This is a genomic window from Streptomyces sp. NPDC091287 (assembly GCF_044768525.1).
Taxonomy (GTDB): domain Bacteria; phylum Actinomycetota; class Actinomycetes; order Streptomycetales; family Streptomycetaceae; genus Streptomyces.
In genome coordinates, this window is sequence record NZ_JBIVUV010000011.1 from 194,689 (window position 1) to 214,829 (window position 20,141).

The window sequence follows — 20,141 nt, forward strand, 5'->3', positions numbered from 1 at the left end:
TGAGACGCCGAGAGGAGGCGATTGAAGTGATCAGCATCATCGAAACCCAGAAAATGACCGATCTCTCGGTCGTCTCCGCCTGCTCGCTCGGCCTCACCCGCTCCTCGGTTGCCTCGCTTCGCGCCACCGGTCTGTCCGGCGTCTCCGCCGTCCGTCCGCTGTCCCTGGTGAGCCTCCCCGTGACGCGGGAGCGTAATGAGCGACCGATCGAGGCACCGGCGGCAGCAGTAGCGAAGGCAGCACAGGCTCAGGCCTATGCCTTTGCGGCAGCCGGTGCCGGAGCCGAGAAGCAGACGCAGCACCACCACACGATGTGGGCCTTCCGTGGGCCTGAACCCTGGAGCGATCCAGCCTGATCCAGCATCAGGCCGGCGCCTTCAGGGCCGCGGAACCCCACTCGGGATCCGCGGCCCTTTTGTTTTGTCCGAACGGACAGGACGGAGCGAAGGAGCCTCGGGACAAGCAGGACCTGGTACCAGCAGCCGCCAACCGGCCAACAGGCCGGCACGACCAGACGAGGACACCACCCACCGTGCACATCGAAACGCACGCCCCGTCAGTACCGCTTTCCACCCCGATCTCGCCGCCCGGCTCCACGGAGGACTCCGCCTTGACCCCGCTCACCACGCTCACCGCGCTCGACGACGCCATCGAGAACCTCGGCGTACCCGTCCCCTGCCGTTCCTACGACCCGGAGGTCTTCTTCGCCGAGTCGCCCGCCGACGTCGAGTACGCCAAGTCCCTCTGCCGCACCTGCCCGCTCGTCGAGGCCTGCCTCGCCGGGGCGAAGGACCGCCGCGAGCCGTGGGGTGTCTGGGGCGGCGAGCTCTTCGTCCAGGGCGTCGTCGTGGCCCGCAAGCGTCCGCGTGGCCGTCCGCGCAAGAACCCGGTCGCAGCGTGACCGCGACCTGTGGGGTCCCCGCCCCCACACGCAGGCTCCGCCTCGGAACGATCGACCGTCCCCAGACCCATGACCCCCGGAATCAGGCACCGATGATCACCCCCACGAAGGAGCCCGTCGGCTCCGCCACCCCCGACGTCACCATCATCGGCGCGAACGACTCGCGTCAGAACAGGACCCGCGAAATGCAACTCATCCCAGAAGCCATGGCGCGTGCGCATATGCGCGACCGCCTGCGGGAGGCCCAGGAGGACCGCCAGTCGGTCCGCCTGATCGCCGCCCGCCGGATGCAGCGCCGAGCGGAGCGCGCCTCACTGCGCGCCCGCCGCGCGCTGGCCATGGCGGTCATGCACTGACCGTGCACCCACCACCTCACCGCGGGGCCGTCCGGACACGGACGGCCCCGCGGTGCGTTGTACCGCCGCCCATCCGGTCCCGGGGATATCGTCAGGAGGTGGACGAGGAGACCCATCCCCCCGAACAACCCGCCGAGCACCGCGTGGTGTGCGCCCGCTGCGGCACCGCCGCCGACGGCGACACAGCCCCTCCGACCTGGCTCTGTTCCGTGGAGGACGGACGCCGTCTCCTCTTCTGCGAGGGCTGCGCCCGCCTCCACATCCGCGCGATCGAGAGCCGCCTCGACTCACTCTGGTGGTGACCGAGGCCCTGGCCTCTCCTACGCCTGGACGGGCTCCCCCTCCGGCTCCCCCTCCTCCTCGGCGTACCCCGTCCCCTCCACCTCGGTGTCCTCGGCTTCCTCCGCAAGGAACCCCGGCAGCCACGCCTCGAGCTCGTCGCGCAGCCGGACCGTCGCGCCCAGCTGGCACAGCACCCCGATCGTGCTGAGCGTCACCCGGTGTATGAGGACGTAGGACGGCGGCAGATTCAGCTGCCGGCCGAGCTGGTGGGCGGGGGAGCGCGGATCGGCTATCCGGGCCGCCTGTTCACGGATCCAGCCCCTGCTGAAGGTGAACTCCTCCACCTGCGTGGGCTCGATGATCGGGAGCAGATAGTCGAGCACCGCGTCCGGGTCCAGGTCGATCGACTCCTTCACGAAGCCCTCTTCGCGCAGCAGCCCGTACACGCCCGCCGCGTCGCCCTCCAGCGTCAGCCGCAGGGAGTCGCCGATGTTCCGCGGCAGCCCGCCCGGCAGCCGGTCGACCGTGCCGAAGTCCAGCACCCCCAGCCGCCACGACCCGATCGAACCGCCGTCCTCCTCCGGGAGCCCCGCGTCCTCCGTATGCTCCGCGTTCTCCGCCGCCGGGGGCAGCAGCCGGAAGTTGCCCGGGTGCGGGTCGGCGTGCAGCAGGCCGGTGCGCGCCGGACCGGAGAAGAGGAAGCGGGCCAGCAACTGTCCCGCACGATCCCGCTGTTCCGCCGTCCCCTCCGCGATGACCTCGGACAGCGGGATCCCGTCGATCCACTCCGTCACCAGCACCTGGTCGGACTGGTGCACCACTTGAGGGACCACCACATCCGGGTCATCCTCGAACTCCGCCGCGTGCTCCTGCTGCGCCCGGGCCTCCAGCTCGTAGTCCAGTTCCTCCGAAACCCGGTCCCGCAGCTCCTTGATCAGCGGCTTGACGTCCATCCCCGGGACCAGCGGGCCGAGCAGCCGGGCGAAGCGGCTGAGCTGGGCGAGGTCGGAGAGCAACGCCTCGCCCGCGCCGGGATACTGCACCTTCACCGCGACCTCGCGGCCGTCGTGCCACACCGCCCGGTGCACCTGCCCGATCGAGGCGGCAGCCGCCGGCGTGTCCTCGAACTCCAGGAAATACTCCCGCCAGTCCTCCCCGATCCGTGTCGCGAGAACCCCGTGGACCGTGCGCGCGGGCAGCGGCGGCGCGGCCTCCTGGAGCTTGGTCAGCGCGGCCCGATACGGGCCGGCGACCTCCTCGGGCAGGGCCGACTCGAAAACGGAGAGGGCCTGGCCCAGCTTCATGGCCCCGCCCTTCAGCTCACCCAGGGTCTTGAACAGCTGGTCCGCCGTGCGCTGCTGCACCTCACGGGCGACCAGCTCGGCCGACTTTCCGCCGATCCGCTTGCCCAGACCCCATGTGGCACGGCCGGCGAAGCCGAGCGGAAGCGCGGCCAGCTTGGCCGTACGCGTAACCGCCTTCCGGGGAAGATCAGACATGTGCCCCTCCAGTTCCCAGACTGCCGTGCCGCTCGTGCCTCTGGTGTCTCTCCGGCGACGGCGGTCACCCCGCCATTGTGTCCTGCGCCGGAAGAGCACCGGAGGGCCGTTCCCTCGTAGCGCCCCCGGCCGCCCCGCAGGAGCAGTCCGCATGCGGGCCGATCGGCTCGGAACGCCAGTCCAGCAAGGGCAGAGCGGCCTCCCATCGAGCTCCGGTACACGCAGGGAGGTCCCCGTCCAGAAAGGCCAGGGCATGTGCCGCGGCGAGACCGGCGACCGCCGTCGCGAGCCCCAGATCGCAGGCGGGCACCGCTCCCCGCCGCCCGGAACGCCACTGCGCCAGCATCCGGGGCCACTGCGGATCCCGGTCCGCGCGGTGCAGCTCCAGGCAGCCCGCGCACCCGGTGCCCCCGGGCAGGACGAGAGGCCCGACCACCCCGGTGGCCTCGATCACACCCGCGTAGAGATGGGGAGTGCCCGACGCGATCCAGGGACCGGCCGTGTCCGCGACGGGCGCGTACACCGCGAGGCCGTCCCGGGGAGCGACGACGATCAGGGACAGCCCGGGCTGCCCGGCGCTCCCCGGCAGGTCCGCCGCCGCTCCGTCCGTCCTCGCCCGACGGGGGGCCGGCCCGGGCGCGCACCGGCGGACGAGCCGGCGGGCCGCCACGTCGCGCCGTTCCCCCACGGATGCCGGGGGGAGCCCCCCGGGCGCCACGTCCCAGTGCTCGGCCCGGCCCCCGTCGAGCACTTCCACGTGCCCCACTCCGGCACCCGCCAGCACCGAGGCGATGGACGCCCCGACCCGGCCCGCTCCCCGAACCTGGACCCGCATCGCCCGCCGGGCCGCCATCCGGAGAGTGCCGCCGCCCGGCTCGGGACGGACGACCGACAGGGAGGCCACATCAGGACGCTGGCGGTCCATCACCTCGGCTCGACGGCACAGGACATCGGCTACCGGACCGGCCGACCTCGGGTCGTCCAGGAGCCCGGCCTCCGCCAACCGTTTCAGCAGGGTGTCCACATGACGTTCCGACAGGTCCAGGGCGCGGGCCTCCTCGTGCAGCAGCGGCAGTCCTCGCGTGCCGTCGAGCAGTTCCAGAAAGCTCCCCGTGGCGAGGTCCACCGGTCCGAGCGTCACGGCATGTGCGGGTGTCACACCGAATTGCACGGTGTTCCGTCCGCGCCAGGCGCGGCGCAGTGCGGGCTTCAGCATCGGATACATGATTTCTCCCCCCGAGCGGTGTCGCGGGCACAGCTGTGCTCGCAGACCGGTTGATCCACGGATCTTTCCGCGGGACCTCAGTCAGAATGCGGGCTCGCGCCGAGCCGTGCCCGGAGTTGTCCACAGGCACAGGTCATTAGTCGTTCAATCCCTTGGTCGTTCAAGCGTGTGGTCGTTCGCATGGTGCGTGCCGTGGTGCGTGCCGTGGTGCGGATCGCCGCGAACCGTTCCCGGGGGCGGGACTTCCCCCACGGACAGCGGGTAACGTCGTGGCGTGCCCGCCGACCCGTCGTCCGGCTTCGCCGGGGAGAACCCCGTGCCCAGCGCCGGTAGCCATCAGCGCAGCGCGGCAGCCCATCCGGCCCGCGCTTCGGCGACGAGCGCGGTCGAGGTCCGCAGGAGCACCCGGCGCCGGAAGTCGGTCTCCGCGTACCGCGAGGGCGACCGCACGATCGTGCTCATCCCCGCCCGGATGTCGGAGGCGGAGGAACGGCGCTGGGTGGGCGTGATGCTGGACAAGCTCGCCGCCCAGGAGAACAAGCGCGTCCTGGGCGACACCGAACTCGCGGAGCGTGCCGTACGGCTGTCGGCCCAGTATTTCGACGGTCGTGCCAGGCCCGTCTCGGTGCGCTGGGTGACCAACCAGAACACCCGCTGGGGCTCGTGCACTCCTGCCGAGGGCAGCATCAGGCTCTCGCACCGGCTCCAGGGCATGCCGGAGTACGTGGTGGACTACGTGCTCCTCCACGAGCTGGCACATCTGCTCGTTCCCGGACACGGTCCGGGGTTCTGGCGGCTGCTGGAGGCGTATCCGCGCACCGAGCGCGCCCGTGGGTATCTGGAGGGCGTGGTGGCGGCCGACCGGCTGCCCCACCTGCCCGCCGCCCGCGAGGAGTGACCGGGGCCGGCCGCGTTCGCCGATTCTGTACCGGGTCTGTACCGGCTTGGTCCGATGTCGTCGTTTGCGGTTAGCCTGACGCGACGCATTTACCTTCGGGATGGGGGACGGTCGTTACGCATGGCCAGGGAATTCCAACGCGGCCACAAGGCCAAGATCAGTGATCTCACGCCAGGGACGGATCTGTACGTAGGCGTGCAGATCGCGGCCCCGGGGCTGACTTTCGACATCAGCTGCTTCGGCCTCGACGCCCATGAGCAGCTCTCCGACGACCGGTACTTCATCTTCTTCAATCAGCCGAAATCGCCCGAGGAGTCCATTCAGCTCCTCGGTGCGCAGTCCGGTGACACCGAGTCCTTCCGCGTCACGCTCGACCGCATTCCGGCGGCCATCCAGAAGCTCTCCTTCACCGCGACGCTCGACGGTTCCGGGCAGATGTCCCAGATCGGTCCGGGATACATCCGGATCGTGGCGGGCGGCGAGGAAGTGGTGAGGTACGCCTTCACCGGCTCGGAGTTCACCACCGAGCGCGCCGTGATGCTCGGTGACTTCTACCTGAAGGACGTCTGGCGCTTCGCCGCCGTGGGCCAGGGCTTCGACGGCGGTCTCGACGCGCTCCTGAAGAACTTCGGGGGCGAGGTCGCCGAGGAAGAGGCGCCGCCCGCCGCCGCACCGGCCGCCGCCCCGGGATTCGCCCCGCCGGCCCAGGCCGCAGCGCCCCCCGCCTTCGGCGCGCCGCCCGCGGCCCCGGCCCCGCAGCCCGCACCGGCCTTCGGCGCCCCGTCCGCGCCCACGCCGCCGCCCGCACCGCAGCAGCCGATGCACGCGGCGCCGACGATCGCGGCCCCGCTGGCTCCCCAGACGCCGCAGCCGCCCCAGGGACCGTCCCCGTACGGCCAACCCCAGCAGCCGCACCAGCCCCAGCAGCCCCAGTTCGGCCAGGTCCCCGGCCAGGGCGCGCCGCCCGCCGCTCCCTTCGGCCAGCAGGCCCCCGCTCCCTACGGTCAGCCCGCGCCGGCCCCGTACGGCCAGCAGCCCCCCGTCGGCATGCCGCCGGGTGCCCCGCAGGGCGTGCCCCAAGGAGTACCGGCCACGGGCGCGGGTCTCCAGGCGGCTCTGCAGCCGTACAAGGAGACCGCGACCGGGCAGCGCTGGACCCCGCAGAACCAGCAGCTCATGCGGGTCGACCTGACCATGGGCGGAGCCGGGGTCCTGGCCCGCCAGGGCAGCATGGTGATGTACCAGGGCAAGGTGGACTTCGGCTACAAGAGCGCAGGGTTCGTCGGCCGCGCCGTGGGCAATGCCACCGGCCAGGAAATGCAGCTGATGCGCTGCACCGGCCGCGGCCAGGTCTTCCTCGCCGAGGAGGGTTCGCACCTGCACCCGATCGAGCTGCAGGGCGATGCCATCTGCGTCTCCGCCGAGAGCGTCCTCGCGTTCGACGAGTCCCTCCAGTACGAGGTCCGCAGGGTCGAAGGGCACGGCATCCCCGGCGGGGCCCTGTTCACCATGCAGTTCCAGGGCACCGGCACCGTGATCGTGAAGACCCACGGCACCCCGGTCGTCCTGCCGGTCACGCCCACCACGTTCGCCGACTGCAACGCGGTGGTCGCCTGGTCGGCCGCCTCCCAGGTGATCGTCTCCACCCAGGTCCGGCTGCGCCGCAACGCGTACCCCGGACACAGCGGCGAGACCGTGAACCTCCAGTTCCGGGGAGCCCCCGGCAACTTCATCGTCGTCCAGCCCTACGAGGTCTGAGGGAGCCCGTCATGAACCAGCAACTCGCGGGCTTCGCCCCGACCCCTGTCACGGCCCGTATGGAGAACCACGGCAAGACCATGCTCAAGGTCGCCATGGCCTCCGGGCAGGACCTCTTCGCGCGCACCGGCTCGATGGTGGCGTACGAGGGCTTCATCCAGTACGAGCCCAACCCGCCCGCCGCCCGGCAGATCGCCTCCCAGTGGATCACCGGCGAGGGCGCGCCCGTCATGAAGTGCTCCGGCGACGGACTGCTCTACCTCGCCGACTACGGCGCCGACGTGGTCGTCATCAACCTCGACAACGACTCCATCTCCGTCAACGGCACCAACCTCCTCGCGTTCGACGCCCACCTCACCTGGGGTGTCGAGAAGGTCAAGGGGCTCGCCAAGTTCGCCGGCCAGGGCCTGTGGAACGTCGTCGTCCAGGGCACCGGATGGGTCGCCATCACCTCGCGCGGCACCCCGATCGTCGTCGACTGCGGACGCGGCGAGGACGAGACGTACGTCGACCCGGACGCGCTCGTCGCCTGGTCCCCGAACCTCAAGGTGAAGGGCAAGCGGAGCTTCAAGGCCGGCTCGCTGATCGGCCGCGGCAGCGGCGAGGCGTACCAGATGGCCTTCTCCGGCCAGGGCATCGTGGTCGTCCAGCCGAGCGAGGACAGCACGGACCGGCTGCGGATCCGGAACTGACGGGGAGGGAGAACACACCATGCAGAGTCCGCTTTTCAGCCACACCGAGCAGCAGACCCAGGACCGTTACGCGATCCAGAACCCGCAGCTCCTGCGGGTCTCGCTGACCGGCCACGACGACGTCCTCGCCCGCAAGGGCGCCATGGTCGCCTACCAGGGCCTGATGGACTTCGACGGGGAATACCAGTCCCAGGGCCAGCGCCGCGCCCGCGCGAACACCGGCGAGGGCCTCGACCTGATGCGCGTGTCCGGCCAGGGCACCGTCTACCTCGCCAACCTCGCGCAGTACATCCACGTCGTGGACGTCGACCGCGAGGGGATGACCGTGGACAGCTCCTACGTCCTCGCGCTCGACTCCGCGCTGCACACCGAGGTCATCGCGGTGGACAGCCAGTACGGGATCTCCGGCAGCGGCAAGTACCAGCTCAACATCTCCGGCTCGGGCAAGGTCGCCCTCATGACCTCGGGCCAGCCCCTGATGATGCAGGTCACGCCCGAGAAGTACGTCAACGCCGACGCCGACGCGATCGTCGCCTGGTCCAGCTCCCTGCGCGTGCAGATGCAGGCCCAGACGCACTCCTCGGGTGTCTTCAGGCGCCGCGGCAACACCGGAGAGGGCTGGGAGCTGAGCTTCCTCGGCCAGGGCTTCGCCCTGGTCCAGCCGAGCGAGGTCATGCCCCCGCAGAACGCCCAGATCGGCCAGGGCGCCCGCGCCCAGTTCGGCGTGGGCCAGCAGGGTTCCCACGGCCAGAACCAGAACAACGCCTGGAACTGACCGGCACTAGCGAGCCACAGCGGTAAGGGGCGGCCTCCCAGAGGCCGCCCCTTACGCACATCCACGCGGCCTGCCGCTACAACCGGGACCGCGTCGCCTCCAGCAGGCGTACTACGGACGCGTCGGCCACCCCCGGCACGTCCGCGTAGCCGAACCAGCGCAGCTCCAGGGACTCCTCGCTGATCCGCTCCGCCGCTCCGGCCGGGGCCAGCGCGGCGTACTGCACATCGAGGTGCCAGTTACAGGGAGACGGAATCGGGTGTCGGTCCAGCCGGACCGGTCCGCCGGGCAGCAGGGTGAGCCCCGTGACGCCGGACTCCTCCGTCGCCTCGCGGAGCGCCGCCGCCTCCAGGGAGACGTCCCGCTCCTCGCAGTGGCCGCCCATCTGGAGCCACATCCGCAGCTTCCGGTGCAGGGTCAGCAGAACCCTCTCCCGCTCCGGATCGATCACCAGGGCGCTGGCCGTGACATGCCCGGCCCCGCACGCCTTCCACATGCCGTCGTCGTGCTGTGCCAGGTGATCCAGGTAGGCCTGACGCAGCTCCGCCTGATCACCGGCCTCGTCCCCGGGGGCATAGCCCTTCAGTACGAGAACGGCGTCGTCGCGCAGGGTCACTGGTCGCGGCCGTCCTTGCCCTCGCTCGTGCCCTCGTCGTCGCCTTCGTCCTTGCCGTCGTCCTTGCCCTCGACGGGCTTCGGCTTCGGCTCGTCCTCCGCCTCGGGCTTCCGCGAGCCCTTCGCCGCCTCGCCGAGCATCTTGTCCAGCTCGGAGAAGTCGGCCTGCTCGTGATGGACGAAGCCGTCCGGGTCGTCCAGGTCGTGGGCCGTCGGCAGCATGTCCGGGTGGGCCCAGAGCGCGTCCCGGCCCTCCAGACCCCGGGCGTCCGTGAGCGAGGCCCACAGGCGCGAGGCGTCCCGGAGCCGGCGCGGGCGCAGCTGGAGACCGATGAGCGTGGCGAACGTCTGCTCGGCCGGCCCACCGGAGGCACGACGCCGGCGCATCGTCTCGCGCAGCGCGTCGGACGAGGTCAGCCGGGACTTCGCGGCCTCGTGGACCACCGCGTCCACCCAGCCCTCCACCAGCGCGAGAGCCGTCTCCAGACGAGCCAGCGACGCCTTCTGCTCGGGCGTGTCCTCCGGCTGGAACATGCCCTGCTGAAGGGCGTCCTGCAACTGCTCCGGCTGTGAGGGGTCGAACTGGCCGACGACGTCCTCCAGCTTGCTGGTGTCGACCTTGATGCCGCGGGCGTACGCCTCGACGGCGCCGAACAGATGCGACCGCAGCCACGGCACATGGGCGAAGAGCCGCTGGTGAGCGGCCTCGCGCAGGGCCAGATAGAGCCGGACCTCGTCCTGCGGGACGCTGAGGTCCTTGCCGAACTTCTCCACGTTCAGCGGGAGCAGCGCGGCCTTGCCCGCCGGCCCCAGTGGCAGCCCGATGTCGGTGGAACCGACCACCTCACCGGCCAGCACGCCCACGGCCTGCCCGATCTGCTGGCCGAACATGGCGCCACCCATCGACCGCATCATGCCGATCAGCGGGCCCGCCATGGCCTGCATCTCCTCGGGCAGCACATCGCCCATCGCCAGGCCCACCCGCTCGGCCACCGGGTCGACCAGCTGCTGCCAGGCCGGCAGCGAGGCCTCGACCCACTCCGCGCGGCTCCACGCCACGGTGGAGACCGAACCGGACGGCATCGACGTCACGCCGTCCAGCCACAGGTCCGCCAGCCGCAGCGCCTCGTCGACCGCCGTGCGCTCGGACGGGCCCACACTGGCGTCCTTGGAGCCGTCCGGGGCGCCCTGCGAGACCGTCTGGCGGGCGATCTGCTTGGCCATGTCCCAGTTCACGGGACCGCCCTCGTAGCTCAGCATCTGACCGAGCTGCTGGAAGGCGGCGCCGAGATCGTTCGGATTCATCGAGCCGAACATTGCGGCGAACGGGTTGTCCCCGCCCGCTCCCGGTCCGAATCCGAACGGGCCCCCGGGCCCGCCCGCGCTCTGCCCACCTTCGGTGGGGTCCTTCTTCTTGCCCTCGTCGCCGTTCTCCGGCTCCTCCGGCGGAAGGCCGAATCCGAATGGGGTGTCACTCACGGGTTTCCTCGGCTCGTAGGGCCGCCGGCTCGAACCGACGGCGACTGCCCGACATCACCATCCAGCGTAGACACCACGCCCGCTTCGGGCCTCAGTGCTCCGCCGACTCCCGGCCTGCGGCAGGATGGACGCCACCTGGTACGTACGCGTCATTCGGGTACGTACTGAAGACAACCGCTGGAGACGCCCGGTGAGTTCCCCAGATCCGCAGGTTCGCGCAGCGCGAAACCTGACCGACCCCTCGCCCGAGAGCACACCCGAGACGAAACGCCCCAGGACCCCCAGAAACCGGGGCCCCGTCGTCGCGGTCACCGGCGCCGCCACCGGCATCGGCGAACTGCTGACCGCCCACCTCGCCGCATCCGACGCGATCAAGCAGGTCATCGCGATCGACGAGCGCCGGGGAGAGGTCCCCGAAGCGACCTGGCACATCCTGGACGTACGGGATCCCGCGATCGCCGAGAAGCTGCGCGGCGCGGACGTCGTCGTCCACCTGGCCCTCGATCTCGACCTGGAGACCGACGCCGCCGCCCGCACCGCGTACAACGTACGCGGCACTCAGACCGTGCTCACCGCCGCGGCGGCCGTCGGGGTCCACCGGGTCGTGCTGTGCACCTCGGCGATGGTCTACGGGGCGCTCGCCGACAACGATGTGCCGCTCTCCGAGGACGCCGAACTGCGTGCCACCGCCGAGGCCACCGGCGTCGGCGACCTTCTGGAGATCGAGCGGCTCGGCCGCCGGGCCCCGCGCGCACACCCCGGGCTCAATGTCACCGTCGTGCGCCCCACCGTCCTGGTCGGCGGCACCGACACCGCCCTGACCCGCTACTTCGAGTCCCCGCGCCTTCTGGTCGTCGCCGGATCGCGCCCCACCTGGCAGTTCTGCCACGTCGAGGACCTGGTGACGGCGCTGGAGTACGCCGCCCTGGAGAAGATCGACGGCGAGTTCGCGGTCGGCTGCGACGGCTGGCTGGAGCAGGAGGAGGTCGAGGAGCTCAGCGGTGTGCGCCGGATGGAGCTGCCCTCCGCCGTCGCGCTCGGGGCCGCCGCCCGGCTGCACCGGATCGGCCTCACCCCGTCCCCGGCCGGTGACCTGGCGTACACGATGCACCCCTGGGTGGTCAGCGTCAGCAGGCTGCACGACGTGGGCTGGCGGCCGAAATGGACGAACGAGGAGGTGCTCGGAGCCCTCCTCGAAGAGGTCGAGGGCCGCCACACGCTCGCCGGGCGCCGCCTCGGCCGTAAGGACGCCACCGCCGCCGGAGCCGCCGGAGCGACGGTCGCCCTGCTCGGCGCGGCCGCCGTGGTGCGCCGCGCCCGCAAGGCCCGCCGCCGCATCTGACCGCTCAACCTCGCCCGAGGCCCTGTAGGAGGCTCCAAACCGGCCGGCCGGCCGCCGGAAGAACAGGCAATTCCGGGATGTCGGAGCCGTACGGCACGATGGGAGCATGGCACCCACCCACGACCATCCCGGCGAGCACGCGGCGGCCGACCCCATCCGGCTGCTGGCGATCCGGGACACCCCGCTCTCCGTCGACGAGGTCTTCCGCGCGGTCGGCGACGACGCGGCGGGCGGCATCGCGCTCTTCGTCGGCACCGTGCGCAACCACGACGCGGGACAGGACGTCGGCGCGCTCGGCTATTCCTGTCACCCCTCGGCCGAGGACGAACTGCGCCGAGTGGCGGAGAAGGTCGTCGCCGACCACCCGGTCCGCGCACTGGCGGCCGTCCACCGAGTGGGTGAACTGGAGGTGGGCGACCTGGCCGTGGTCGTCGCCGTCGCCTGCCCGCACCGCGCCGAGGCCTTCGACGCCTGCCGCAAGCTCATCGACGACCTCAAGCACGAGGTTCCGATCTGGAAACACCAGCGCTTCTCGGACGGCACGGAGGAGTGGGTCGGAGCCTGCTGAGCGCAAACCGGACCGGGGCGCATCAGCCCCGATTTGCGTAACCGCACCCCCGCCATGAGCGTTGGTCTTCCGGATCGTTAATCTGCTGATCGGGCATCCGGTCGCTCATGGGGTAGGGAGGTCGTGATGGCGGCACTCGCTTGGCTGTTGATTCCACTTTTCGCTGCTGTCGGTGGTGCGATATGGGCGAGTTGGGCTGCCCGCAATCGCACGACCGGCGATGTCACCGAACTCGCCGGCTACGCCAGGTTCCGTGACGCGATGGAGAAATCGCACTCCGGTTCCGGGGCTCTCTGAAGACCGACGCACGCCGCGTGACCACCTTCCGCCGCGTTCCGGTCTCCTCGTACGGACCGGCCCCGGCGGTGCACTGACAGGCCCTTCCCGTACTGTCGTTCCATGCCACGCAGCACCGCGACGATGCTCGCCTCCGCCCTCGTCCTCATCGCGCTGCTCTGCGCAGGCGTGCTGATCAAAGTGCCGTATTCGGAGATGTCCCCCGGACCGACGGTGAACACGCTGGGCGACGCGCGTGGCGAGCCCGTCCTGCAGATCTCCGGTCGCAAGACGTACCCGGCATCCGGGCACCTCAACATGACGACGGTCCGCGTCACCGGGGCGGACTACCGGATGAACATCTTCGAGGCCGTCTACGGCTGGCTGGCCCACGACAGCGTCGTGGTGCCGCACGACACGCTCTACCCGGACGGCAAGACCGAGGAGCAGTCCACCCAGGAGAACGCCGAGGAGTTCAGCCAGTCCCAGGAGAGCGCCAAGGTGGCCGCCCTGAAGGAGCTGGACCTCCCGGTCGCCACCCAGGTCGTGGTCTCCACGGTGGTCAAGGACAGCCCCTCCGAGGACAAGCTGCACGCGGGCGACGTCATCAAGGCCGTCGACGGCACCGTGGTCAAGGAGCCCGGCGACGTCGCGAAGCTCGTCACCAAGCACCAGCCCGGCGAAGACGTCACCTTCACCATCATCCCGGCGAAGACCGCCGCCGCGGCCGAGAAGGCCGGGCGCGCCCCCGAGGGCGGCGAGGAGATCACCATCAGGACCGCGAAGGCCCCCGCCGCCGAGGGCGACGGCGAGGAGGGCGGGAAGGACCGGGCGATCGTCGGGATCAGGGCCGGGACGGACCACACGTTCCCGTTCGAGATCGACATCAAGCTCGCGGACGTCGGTGGGCCGAGCGCCGGGCTGATGTTCTCCCTCGGCATCATCGACAAGCTCACCCCGGGTGACCTGACCGGCGGCAAGTTCGTCGCGGGCACCGGCACCATCGACGACGCGGGCACGGTCGGACCGATCGGCGGCATCAACATGAAGCTGGTCGGCGCCCGGAACGCCGGCGCCCGCTACTTCCTCACGCCCGACGACAACTGCGCGTCGGCCGCCGCCGACACGCCTGACGGGCTCACCCTGGTGCGGGTCAAGACCATCGAGGACGCCACGAAGTCGATGGAGCAGATCCGTACGGGGAAGACCGCGGGTCTGCCGAGCTGCTCGACCGGCTGACGGCCGCGCCGCCCGGGAACCGTACGACGGCCCCGGGCAGCGGCCCGATCAGGACTCGAACGTCGCCGCCAGCGCCTCGGCGAGGCCGGGCACCAGACCGGCGCCGGTCAGCACCTCGGTGGGGGAGTCCTTCTCGCGCAGCCGTACGGCGGACTCGCGGGCCCCGTCCCGCAGGACGGCCACGGTCATCCGTACCTCCTGCCGGTCGGGGTGCTTGGCGACCCACTGGGTCAGCTGCTTGTCGTTCAGACCGTCCGGCACGGAGGCCTCGGCGGACGGCGGCAGCATCAGCCGTTCCACCGTCATGGCGCAGCCGACCACGGCGTCGGGCCAGGCGATCGTGCCGAGGAAGTCGTCGAGCGCGGTGCCCGGCGGAAGTTCGTCCTGCTCGATCGGGGTGAGCGCGGCGACGGAGGAGCTGGGATCCTCAAGGCCCAGCTGAGCGGCGAGAGAGGGCTCCTGGACCCGCAGCTGTGCGGTGTCGACCAGGGCGAACAGCCGGGCGGGCTGGTCCCAGCCGAGGTTGGAGGCATAGGCGTCGATTTCGAGGACGGCGACGGTGAGCGGACTCGCGGCCATCGGGGGTCCTGCGGGGGAAACGTTGGGCATGGGCAATATCCTGCCTCCTTCCGCCCCGGGAACGGGAACTAGGTAAAGCCTCAGTAAGTTGCATAGGTGGGTTCCAGGATCGCTGGGCCTGTCCACACGACCGCGAACTACGAGGTGCGCACGTTGGCTTTCCAGATGCCGGACCGCGGCGGAGGCCCGACCGGGCCACGGATCAGAGTCGGCCGCCCGTCCCGGCGCGCCCGTACCCTGCTCATGACTTTGGGCGTCCTGGCGGTTCTCGCCATGGCCTTCGTCATGTTCGCCGGGTTCTGGACGGACTGGCTCTGGTACAGGTCGGTCGCGTATTCATCCGTCTTCACCACCACCCTGTGGACCAAGATCGGGCTGTTCCTCGTCTTCGGACTGCTGATGGCGATCGCCATCGGTGTGAACATCTGGCTCGCGCACCGGCTCAGGCCGCCGCTGAGCGCGATGTCTCTGGAGCAGCAGAGCCTGGACCGCTACCGGATGAGCATCGCCCCCTACAAGAAGTGGGTGCTGCTCGCCGTCACGGCGCTCGTCGCACTGATCGGCGGAGCTTCCGCCTCCGGTCAGTGGCGCACATGGCTGCTGTACGTCAACGGCGTGCCGTTCAACCAGAAGGACCCCCAGTTCGGGCTGGACGTCGCCTTCTTCGCCTTCGACCTGCCGTTCTACCGCTTCCTTCTGGGCTTCGGCTTCGCGGCGACCGTGCTCTCGCTGATCGCCGCCGCGCTGACCCACTATCTGTACGGCGGGCTGCGCATCACCAGCCCCGGCGCCCGTGCCACCGGGGCGGCCACCGGCCACCTCTCGGTGCTGCTGGGCATCTTCGTCTCCCTGAAGGCCGTGGCGTACTGGCTCGACCGGTACGGGCTGGCGGTGAAGTCCAGTGACTTCAAGGCCGCGGACAACTGGACGGGCCTGCGGTACGTCGACGCCAACGCCTACCTCCCGGCGAAGACCATCCTGTTCTGCATCGCGGCCATCTGCGCCGTGCTGTTCTTCGCGACGCTGTGGCGCCGCACCTGGCAGCTCCCGGTCATCGGCTTCGGCCTGATGGTGCTCTCGGCGATCCTGATCGGCGGGCTCTACCCGGCGATCGTGCAGAAGTTCCAGGTCCAGCCGAACGAGCAGGCCAAGGAAGCGGAGTTCATCCAGAAGAACATCGATGCCACACGCGACGCGTACGACATCGATGACGCCACGGTGGACGACTACGAGGGCCAGGCGACGACGGAGGACGACAGCAAGCTGCGGGCGGCGGCCAACACGGCCGCCAGCTACCGGGTGATGGACCCCAACGTCGTCTCCCCGGCCTTCCAGCAGCTCCAGCAGCGGAGGAACTACTACCAGTTCCCCAAGACGCTGGACGTCGACCGCTACAAGGACAAGGACGGCAAGGAGCAGGACACCGTCATCGGTCTGCGTGAGCTGAACATCCAGGGCCTGCCCAAGCGGAACTGGATCAACGACCACTTCACGTACACCCACGGCTACGGAGCCATCGCGGCCCGGGGCACCACCACCGGGACGAACCCGTCGGGATCCCCGGATTTCACCGAGTCGGGGCTGCCGACCACCGGTGAGTTCGACAAGTACGAGCAGCGGATCTACTACGGCGAGAACACCCAGCAGTACTCCATCGTCGGCGGCCCCCAGAAGGAGCTCGACTACGAGGAGGACGGCGAGAAGACCACCAGCTACAAGGGCGACAGCGGGGTCAGTCTCTCCAACACCTTCAACCGTGCCGCGTACGCGGTCTCCTTCAGCGAGCCGCAGATCATGTACTCGGGAGCCATCGGTGAGGGCTCGCGGATCCTGTACAACCGCACGCCCAAGGAGCGCGTCGAGGCGGTCGCCCCGTGGCTGACCATCGACGGCGACGCCTACCCGGCGGTCGTCGACGGCCGGATCCAGTGGATCGTCGACGCGTACACCACGAGCAACGGCTACCCGTACGCGTCCCGGACCACGCTCGGCGACACCACGGCCGACTCGCTGACCACCAACCAGCGCGCGGTCGTCGCCCAGCAGAACCAGGTCAACTACATCCGCAACTCGGTGAAGGCCACCGTCGACGCCTATGACGGCAAGGTCAAGCTCTACGAGTGGGACACCAAGGACCCGGTCCTCAAGACCTGGCGCAAGGCGTTCCCGGGGACGGTCGAGTCCCGCGGGGAGATTCCGCAGGAGCTCATGGACCACCTGCGGTATCCGCAGGACCTCTTCAAGGTCCAGCGCGAGCTGCTCACCCGCTATCACGTCGAGGACCCCGCGCAGTTCTACAGCGGCAGTGACGCATGGCAGGTGCCGGACGACCCGACCAACAAGGAGCCCGGCTCCGTCCCGCCGTACTACCTGAGCATGAAGATGCCGGGCCAGGACGAGCAGCAGTTCTCGCTGACCACCACCTTCACTCCCCGAGGGCGCCCCAACCTGGGTGCCTTCATGGCGGTGAACGCAGACGCGGCCAGCAAGGACTACGGCGAGATGCGGCTGCTGCGGGTCACCTCCACCGTGAAGGGCCCGGGCCAGGTACAGAGTGAGCTCAACGGCAACGACGACGTCGCCGAGTTCGTGAGGAACCTCAAGGGCACCGACTCGGACATCGAGTACGGCAACCTTCTGACGGTGCCGCTGGAGGGCGGTTTCCTCTATATCGAGCCGGTCTACACGCGCGGTGGCAACCAGAACTACCCGCTGCTGCGCAAGGTGGCCGCCTCGTACGGTTCGAAGATCGTCTTCGAGAACAGCCTCGGGGAGGCGCTCAACGCCGTCTTCGGGGTCGAGGACGACGGGGTCACGACACCGCCCGATACCGATGAGCCGCCGGGCGAGACCGATGAGCCCCCGGCCACCGGCAGTGCAGCGCTCAAGAAGGCCATCGCGGACGCCCAGAAGGCGTACTCCGACGGTGAGAAGGCGCTGCAGGAGCAGGACTGGCCGGCCTACGGCAAGGCCCAGGAGGCCCTTCAGGACGCCTTGGAGCGAGCCGCCGCCGCGCAGCCCAAGGCGGGCAGCGAGGGGGACAAGGCCGACGGTTCCGAGAAGCCGGCGGGCGACGCCAAGCCGGACAGCTCGGCCGAGCCCGCGAGCGCCGATAAGCCGGCGGACGCGGACACGGCGGATCCGGCGAGGAAGCCGGATGCGGCCGAAGGGGCCGAGAAGGGCTCCGACCAGGGCAGCTGAGAAGAGTCCACCCCGCGTCGTGGTACGGTTTGAACACAACGACGCGGGGTGGAGCAGCTCGGTAGCTCGCTGGGCTCATAACCCAGAGGTCGCAGGTTCAAATCCTGTCCCCGCTACTGAAAAGACGAAGGCCCGGATCCCTTGGGATCCGGGCCTTCGTCGTGCCTGTTGTGCGTGCAGGCCGTGTCGGTCCCAAGCTGTGGGCGTGAAGTGCGGTTCGCTGGGCAGCAGTTGCTTCCGAACGTGTTTGACTTGTCTCCCTGTGGGCATGTCGACAAAACGCTGTAGTGACCTTACTGCCCGCGATATACCAGGTGTACGCGGGTTACAGGTGGTGCGACGATGGTATTTATGGGGGACAGGGCAACTCTGTTGGAGACAGGGCGGTTTGTGCAGCAGCGCGGCCAAGATGGGGAAAGCGCGGTAGACGCGGCTTTCGCTGCTGCCATCGCCGGGGTGGGCGCGCCGGTCCAGCGGACCGGCGCCATCGACGCGAGCGCCACCGCGAGCGCGTCCGACGAGGACACCACGGACGCGGTCGACGCCGCGGACAGCGCCGAGAGCGAGGCGCGCCACCGGCGCGCCGCCGACGCGGGGGACACCGCGTCCATGAGCGTCCTGGGCGCGCTGCTGCTGCGCCGCGGCGAGCTGGACGGCGCCGAGCGGTATCTGCGCGCCGCCACCGCCGACGGGGACCGCGCCGCCGCGAACAACCTGGGCGTCCTGCTGCACCAGCGCGGCTACCCGGACGAGGCCGCCGGCTGGTGGCGCATCGCCGCCGTAGCCGGATCCGCCGCCGCCGCGCACGCGCTCGGCCGGCACTTCCGCGAGCGCGGCGACGAGCCCGGCGCGGAGTACTGGCTGCGCCAGTCCGCCGAGCAGGGCCACGCGCTGGGCGCGTACGCGCTGGCCGACCTGCTGGAGCACCGCGGCGACGTCGGCGCCGAGCGCTGGCTGCGCGCCGCCGCCGAACAGGGGCACCGTGAGGCCGCCTACCGGCTGGCCCGCGCCCTGGAGCGGAAGGCCGTCGAGGACCCGCACGACGCCTTCGGCCTGGGCCGGGGCGCCGCTTCCGGGCGAACCGGAACGGGCCTCGGCCTTCCCGGCGACCCGCCCGCACCCGCCCATGACGGACGGGCGAGGGGTCCCGCGGGTGCCAGGAGCGCGGCCGACGGCGACAGCCCCGTGGCGGGACCCGCCGCCGGCCGGGTCGGCGAGGCCGAGCAGTGGTACCGCCAGGCCGCCGCCCGGGGTCACCGGCGCGCCGCCCTGCACCTCGGCGCGATCCTGGAGCAGCGCGGCGAGCTCAAGGAGGCCGGACGCTGGTACCTCACCTCCGCCAAGGACGGCGAGCCGCGCGCCGCCTGCGCGCTGGGCTTCCTGCTGCGCGACGCGGGCGACGAGGAGAGCGCCGCCGTGTGGTGGCTGCGCGCCGCCCAGGACGGCGACGGCAACGCCGCCAACGCGCTCGGCGCGCTGCACGCCGCACGCGGTGAGCAGCAGACCGCCGAGCGCTGGTACCGGGCCGCCATGGACGCGGGCGACGTCAACGGGGCGTACAACCTCGGGCTGCTCTGTGCCGCCCAGGACCGCACCCCGCAGGCCGAGCAGTGGTACCGCCGCGCCGCGTACGCCGGACACCGCGAGGCCGCCAACGCGCTCGCGGTGCTGCTCCTCCAGGCCGGCGACCACACCGGTGCCGAGCCCTGGTTCTCCAAGGCGGCCGAGGCGGGCAGCGTCGACGCGGCCTTCAACCTCGGCATCCTGCACGCCGGACGCGACGAGGACCGTACGGCGCTGGGCTGGTACGAGCGCGCCGCGGCGGCCGGGCACACCGACGCCGCGCTCCAGGTCGGCATGGCCCTGCTGCGCGACGGCGAGGACCGGGAGGCCGAGCGGCACCTGCGCTGCGCGGCGGGCGGTGGCAGCGCCGAGGCCGCGTTCCGGCTGGCCGGGGTGCTGGACGCACGCCAGCCGCCGCCGGGACCGCCCGCGCTGGGCGAGCCGATGCCGGAGAAGACCGAGTGCGAGGAGTGGTACGAGCGGGCCGCCCAGCAGGGGCACCGCCGTGCCCAGGTCCGGGTCGGCATGCTCGCCGCGGCCCGCGGGGACGTGGAGAGCGCCGCCCACTGGTACCGGGAGGCCGCCGAGGCTGGCAGCCGCAACGGGGCCTTCAACCTCGGGCTGCTGCTGGCCCGAGAGGGCAGCGAGCGCGAGGCAGCCCTGTGGTGGAGCCGTGCCGCCGCCGCCGGGCACGGCCGTGCCGCGCTGCGCCTGGCGCTCCTCGCCGCCCGCCGGGGCGAGCTCACCGAGGGGCAGCGCTGGTGCGCCCGGGCGGTGGAGCTGGGCCCGGCCGAGGTGGCCGAGCGGGCCGCGCGGCTGCGCGAGGCGTTGCACCAGGAGCTGACGGCGTAACCCCGTCGGGCCCAGCTCCACCGGCCGACGTGAATGAATTT

Annotated in this window: 18 protein-coding genes and 1 tRNA gene; 14 read left to right on the forward strand and 5 right to left on the reverse strand. The window is 70.9% G+C overall.

The window, feature by feature from the left end; all coding sequences use genetic code 11:
* Positions 1 to 26: 26 nt before the first annotated feature.
* From ACIQRW_RS20365 to ACIQRW_RS20380, 4 genes are all read left to right on the forward strand, one after another.
* Positions 27 to 356 (forward strand): hypothetical protein, encoded by a 330-nt coding sequence (locus tag ACIQRW_RS20365; protein ID WP_361879145.1) that lies wholly within the window; start codon positions 27 to 29, stop codon positions 354 to 356.
* 176 nt (positions 357 to 532) lie between these two features.
* Complete coding sequence (locus ACIQRW_RS20370) at positions 533 to 901, forward strand: WhiB family transcriptional regulator (protein ID WP_007460056.1); 369 nt, start codon at positions 533 to 535, stop codon at positions 899 to 901.
* Entirely contained in the window at positions 898 to 1,257 is a 360-nt protein-coding gene (locus ACIQRW_RS20375) for a hypothetical protein (protein ID WP_398614649.1), read from the forward strand. The genes ACIQRW_RS20370 and ACIQRW_RS20375 overlap by 4 nt, the downstream gene beginning before the upstream one ends.
* A gap of 98 nt (positions 1,258 to 1,355) precedes the next feature.
* Positions 1,356 to 1,559, forward strand: coding sequence for a hypothetical protein (locus ACIQRW_RS20380; RefSeq protein WP_403762091.1), 204 nt, complete (start codon positions 1,356 to 1,358; stop codon positions 1,557 to 1,559).
* 18 nt (positions 1,560 to 1,577) lie between these two features.
* Here the strand turns inward: ACIQRW_RS20380 and ACIQRW_RS20385 are convergent, their stop codons facing one another.
* Together ACIQRW_RS20385 and ACIQRW_RS20390 are read right to left on the reverse strand one after the other, a co-directional pair.
* Positions 1,578 to 3,038, reverse strand: a complete 1,461-nt coding sequence (locus tag ACIQRW_RS20385; protein ID WP_403762093.1) for an ABC1 kinase family protein — start codon at positions 3,036 to 3,038, stop codon at positions 1,578 to 1,580.
* A 64-nt stretch (positions 3,039 to 3,102) separates the two neighbouring features.
* Positions 3,103 to 4,263, reverse strand: a complete 1,161-nt coding sequence (locus tag ACIQRW_RS20390; RefSeq protein WP_403762096.1) for a ThiF family adenylyltransferase — start codon at positions 4,261 to 4,263, stop codon at positions 3,103 to 3,105.
* Between the two features lie 274 nt (positions 4,264 to 4,537).
* Here ACIQRW_RS20390 and ACIQRW_RS20395 point away from each other — a divergent pair, with 274 nt between their 5' ends.
* From ACIQRW_RS20395 to ACIQRW_RS20410, 4 genes are all read left to right on the forward strand, one after another.
* A complete protein-coding gene (locus ACIQRW_RS20395; RefSeq protein ID WP_403762099.1) occupies positions 4,538 to 5,161 on the forward strand; it encodes a M48 family metallopeptidase in 624 nt (207 codons plus the stop codon).
* Between the two features lie 120 nt (positions 5,162 to 5,281).
* Complete coding sequence (locus ACIQRW_RS20400) at positions 5,282 to 6,919, forward strand: TerD family protein (RefSeq protein ID WP_403762102.1); 1,638 nt, start codon at positions 5,282 to 5,284, stop codon at positions 6,917 to 6,919.
* 11 nt (positions 6,920 to 6,930) lie between these two features.
* Positions 6,931 to 7,611: an AIM24 family protein gene (locus ACIQRW_RS20405; RefSeq protein WP_097935650.1), complete on the forward strand. Its 681-nt coding sequence runs from the start codon at positions 6,931 to 6,933 to the stop codon at positions 7,609 to 7,611.
* A 19-nt stretch (positions 7,612 to 7,630) separates the two neighbouring features.
* Positions 7,631 to 8,386 (forward strand): AIM24 family protein, encoded by a 756-nt coding sequence (locus ACIQRW_RS20410; RefSeq protein WP_403762105.1) that lies wholly within the window; start codon positions 7,631 to 7,633, stop codon positions 8,384 to 8,386.
* Positions 8,387 to 8,462: 76 nt separating this feature from the next.
* Here the strand turns inward: ACIQRW_RS20410 and ACIQRW_RS20415 are convergent, their stop codons facing one another.
* Together ACIQRW_RS20415 and ACIQRW_RS20420 are read right to left on the reverse strand one after the other, a co-directional pair.
* Positions 8,463 to 9,002: an NUDIX hydrolase gene (locus ACIQRW_RS20415; RefSeq protein ID WP_403762108.1), complete on the reverse strand. Its 540-nt coding sequence runs from the start codon at positions 9,000 to 9,002 to the stop codon at positions 8,463 to 8,465.
* Positions 8,999 to 10,480, reverse strand: coding sequence for a zinc-dependent metalloprotease (locus ACIQRW_RS20420; protein ID WP_403762111.1), 1,482 nt, complete (start codon positions 10,478 to 10,480; stop codon positions 8,999 to 9,001). Before ACIQRW_RS20420 ends, ACIQRW_RS20415 begins: the two co-directional genes overlap by 4 nt.
* Positions 10,481 to 10,670: 190 nt before the next feature.
* Here ACIQRW_RS20420 and ACIQRW_RS20425 point away from each other — a divergent pair, with 190 nt between their 5' ends.
* The 3 genes from ACIQRW_RS20425 (at position 10,671) to ACIQRW_RS20435 (ending at position 13,905) form a co-directional block, all read left to right on the forward strand.
* Complete coding sequence (locus ACIQRW_RS20425) at positions 10,671 to 11,822, forward strand: SDR family oxidoreductase (protein ID WP_403762114.1); 1,152 nt, start codon at positions 10,671 to 10,673, stop codon at positions 11,820 to 11,822.
* A gap of 106 nt (positions 11,823 to 11,928) precedes the next feature.
* A complete protein-coding gene (locus ACIQRW_RS20430; RefSeq protein ID WP_215104556.1) occupies positions 11,929 to 12,390 on the forward strand; it encodes a molybdenum cofactor biosynthesis protein MoaE in 462 nt (153 codons plus the stop codon).
* A gap of 399 nt (positions 12,391 to 12,789) precedes the next feature.
* Complete coding sequence (locus ACIQRW_RS20435) at positions 12,790 to 13,905, forward strand: PDZ domain-containing protein (RefSeq protein WP_403762117.1); 1,116 nt, start codon at positions 12,790 to 12,792, stop codon at positions 13,903 to 13,905.
* 48 nt (positions 13,906 to 13,953) lie between these two features.
* Here ACIQRW_RS20435 and ACIQRW_RS20440 read toward each other — a convergent pair whose 3' ends face one another.
* Positions 13,954 to 14,514 (reverse strand): PPA1309 family protein, encoded by a 561-nt coding sequence (locus ACIQRW_RS20440; protein ID WP_241835773.1) that lies wholly within the window; start codon positions 14,512 to 14,514, stop codon positions 13,954 to 13,956.
* A 135-nt stretch (positions 14,515 to 14,649) separates the two neighbouring features.
* On the opposite strand from ACIQRW_RS20440, the gene ACIQRW_RS20445 reads away from it, so the two are divergent.
* The 3 genes from ACIQRW_RS20445 to ACIQRW_RS20455 all read left to right on the forward strand — a co-directional run bounded on the left by ACIQRW_RS20445 (position 14,650) and on the right by ACIQRW_RS20455 (position 20,100).
* Positions 14,650 to 17,685, forward strand: a complete 3,036-nt coding sequence (locus ACIQRW_RS20445; protein WP_403762318.1) for a UPF0182 family protein — start codon at positions 14,650 to 14,652, stop codon at positions 17,683 to 17,685.
* A gap of 42 nt (positions 17,686 to 17,727) precedes the next feature.
* Positions 17,728 to 17,801: transfer RNA gene (locus ACIQRW_RS20450), tRNA-Met, on the forward strand.
* A 226-nt stretch (positions 17,802 to 18,027) separates the two neighbouring features.
* On the forward strand, positions 18,028 to 20,100 hold the full coding sequence (locus tag ACIQRW_RS20455; RefSeq protein WP_403762120.1) for a tetratricopeptide repeat protein: 2,073 nt from the start codon (positions 18,028 to 18,030) through the stop codon (positions 20,098 to 20,100).
* Positions 20,101 to 20,141: the final 41 nt, after the last annotated feature.

Excerpts from the sequence above, each read along its gene's own strand:
- ACIQRW_RS20385 (WP_403762093.1), bottom strand. The coding sequence starts at position 3,038 with ATGTCTGATCTTCCCCGGAAGGCGGTTACGCGTACGGCCAAGCTGGCC.
- ACIQRW_RS20390 (WP_403762096.1), bottom strand. The coding sequence starts at position 4,263 with ATGTATCCGATGCTGAAGCCCGCACTGCGCCGCGCCTGGCGCGGACGG.
- ACIQRW_RS20400 (WP_403762102.1), top strand. The coding sequence starts at position 5,282 with ATGGCCAGGGAATTCCAACGCGGCCACAAGGCCAAGATCAGTGATCTC.
- ACIQRW_RS20405 (WP_097935650.1), top strand. The coding sequence starts at position 6,931 with ATGAACCAGCAACTCGCGGGCTTCGCCCCGACCCCTGTCACGGCCCGT.
- ACIQRW_RS20410 (WP_403762105.1), top strand. The coding sequence starts at position 7,631 with ATGCAGAGTCCGCTTTTCAGCCACACCGAGCAGCAGACCCAGGACCGT.
- ACIQRW_RS20430 (WP_215104556.1), top strand. The coding sequence starts at position 11,929 with ATGGCACCCACCCACGACCATCCCGGCGAGCACGCGGCGGCCGACCCC.
- ACIQRW_RS20435 (WP_403762117.1), top strand. The coding sequence starts at position 12,790 with ATGCCACGCAGCACCGCGACGATGCTCGCCTCCGCCCTCGTCCTCATC.
- ACIQRW_RS20440 (WP_241835773.1), bottom strand. The coding sequence starts at position 14,514 with ATGCCCAACGTTTCCCCCGCAGGACCCCCGATGGCCGCGAGTCCGCTC.
- ACIQRW_RS20445 (WP_403762318.1), top strand. The coding sequence starts at position 14,650 with ATGCCGGACCGCGGCGGAGGCCCGACCGGGCCACGGATCAGAGTCGGC.
- ACIQRW_RS20455 (WP_403762120.1), top strand. The coding sequence starts at position 18,028 with ATGGTATTTATGGGGGACAGGGCAACTCTGTTGGAGACAGGGCGGTTT.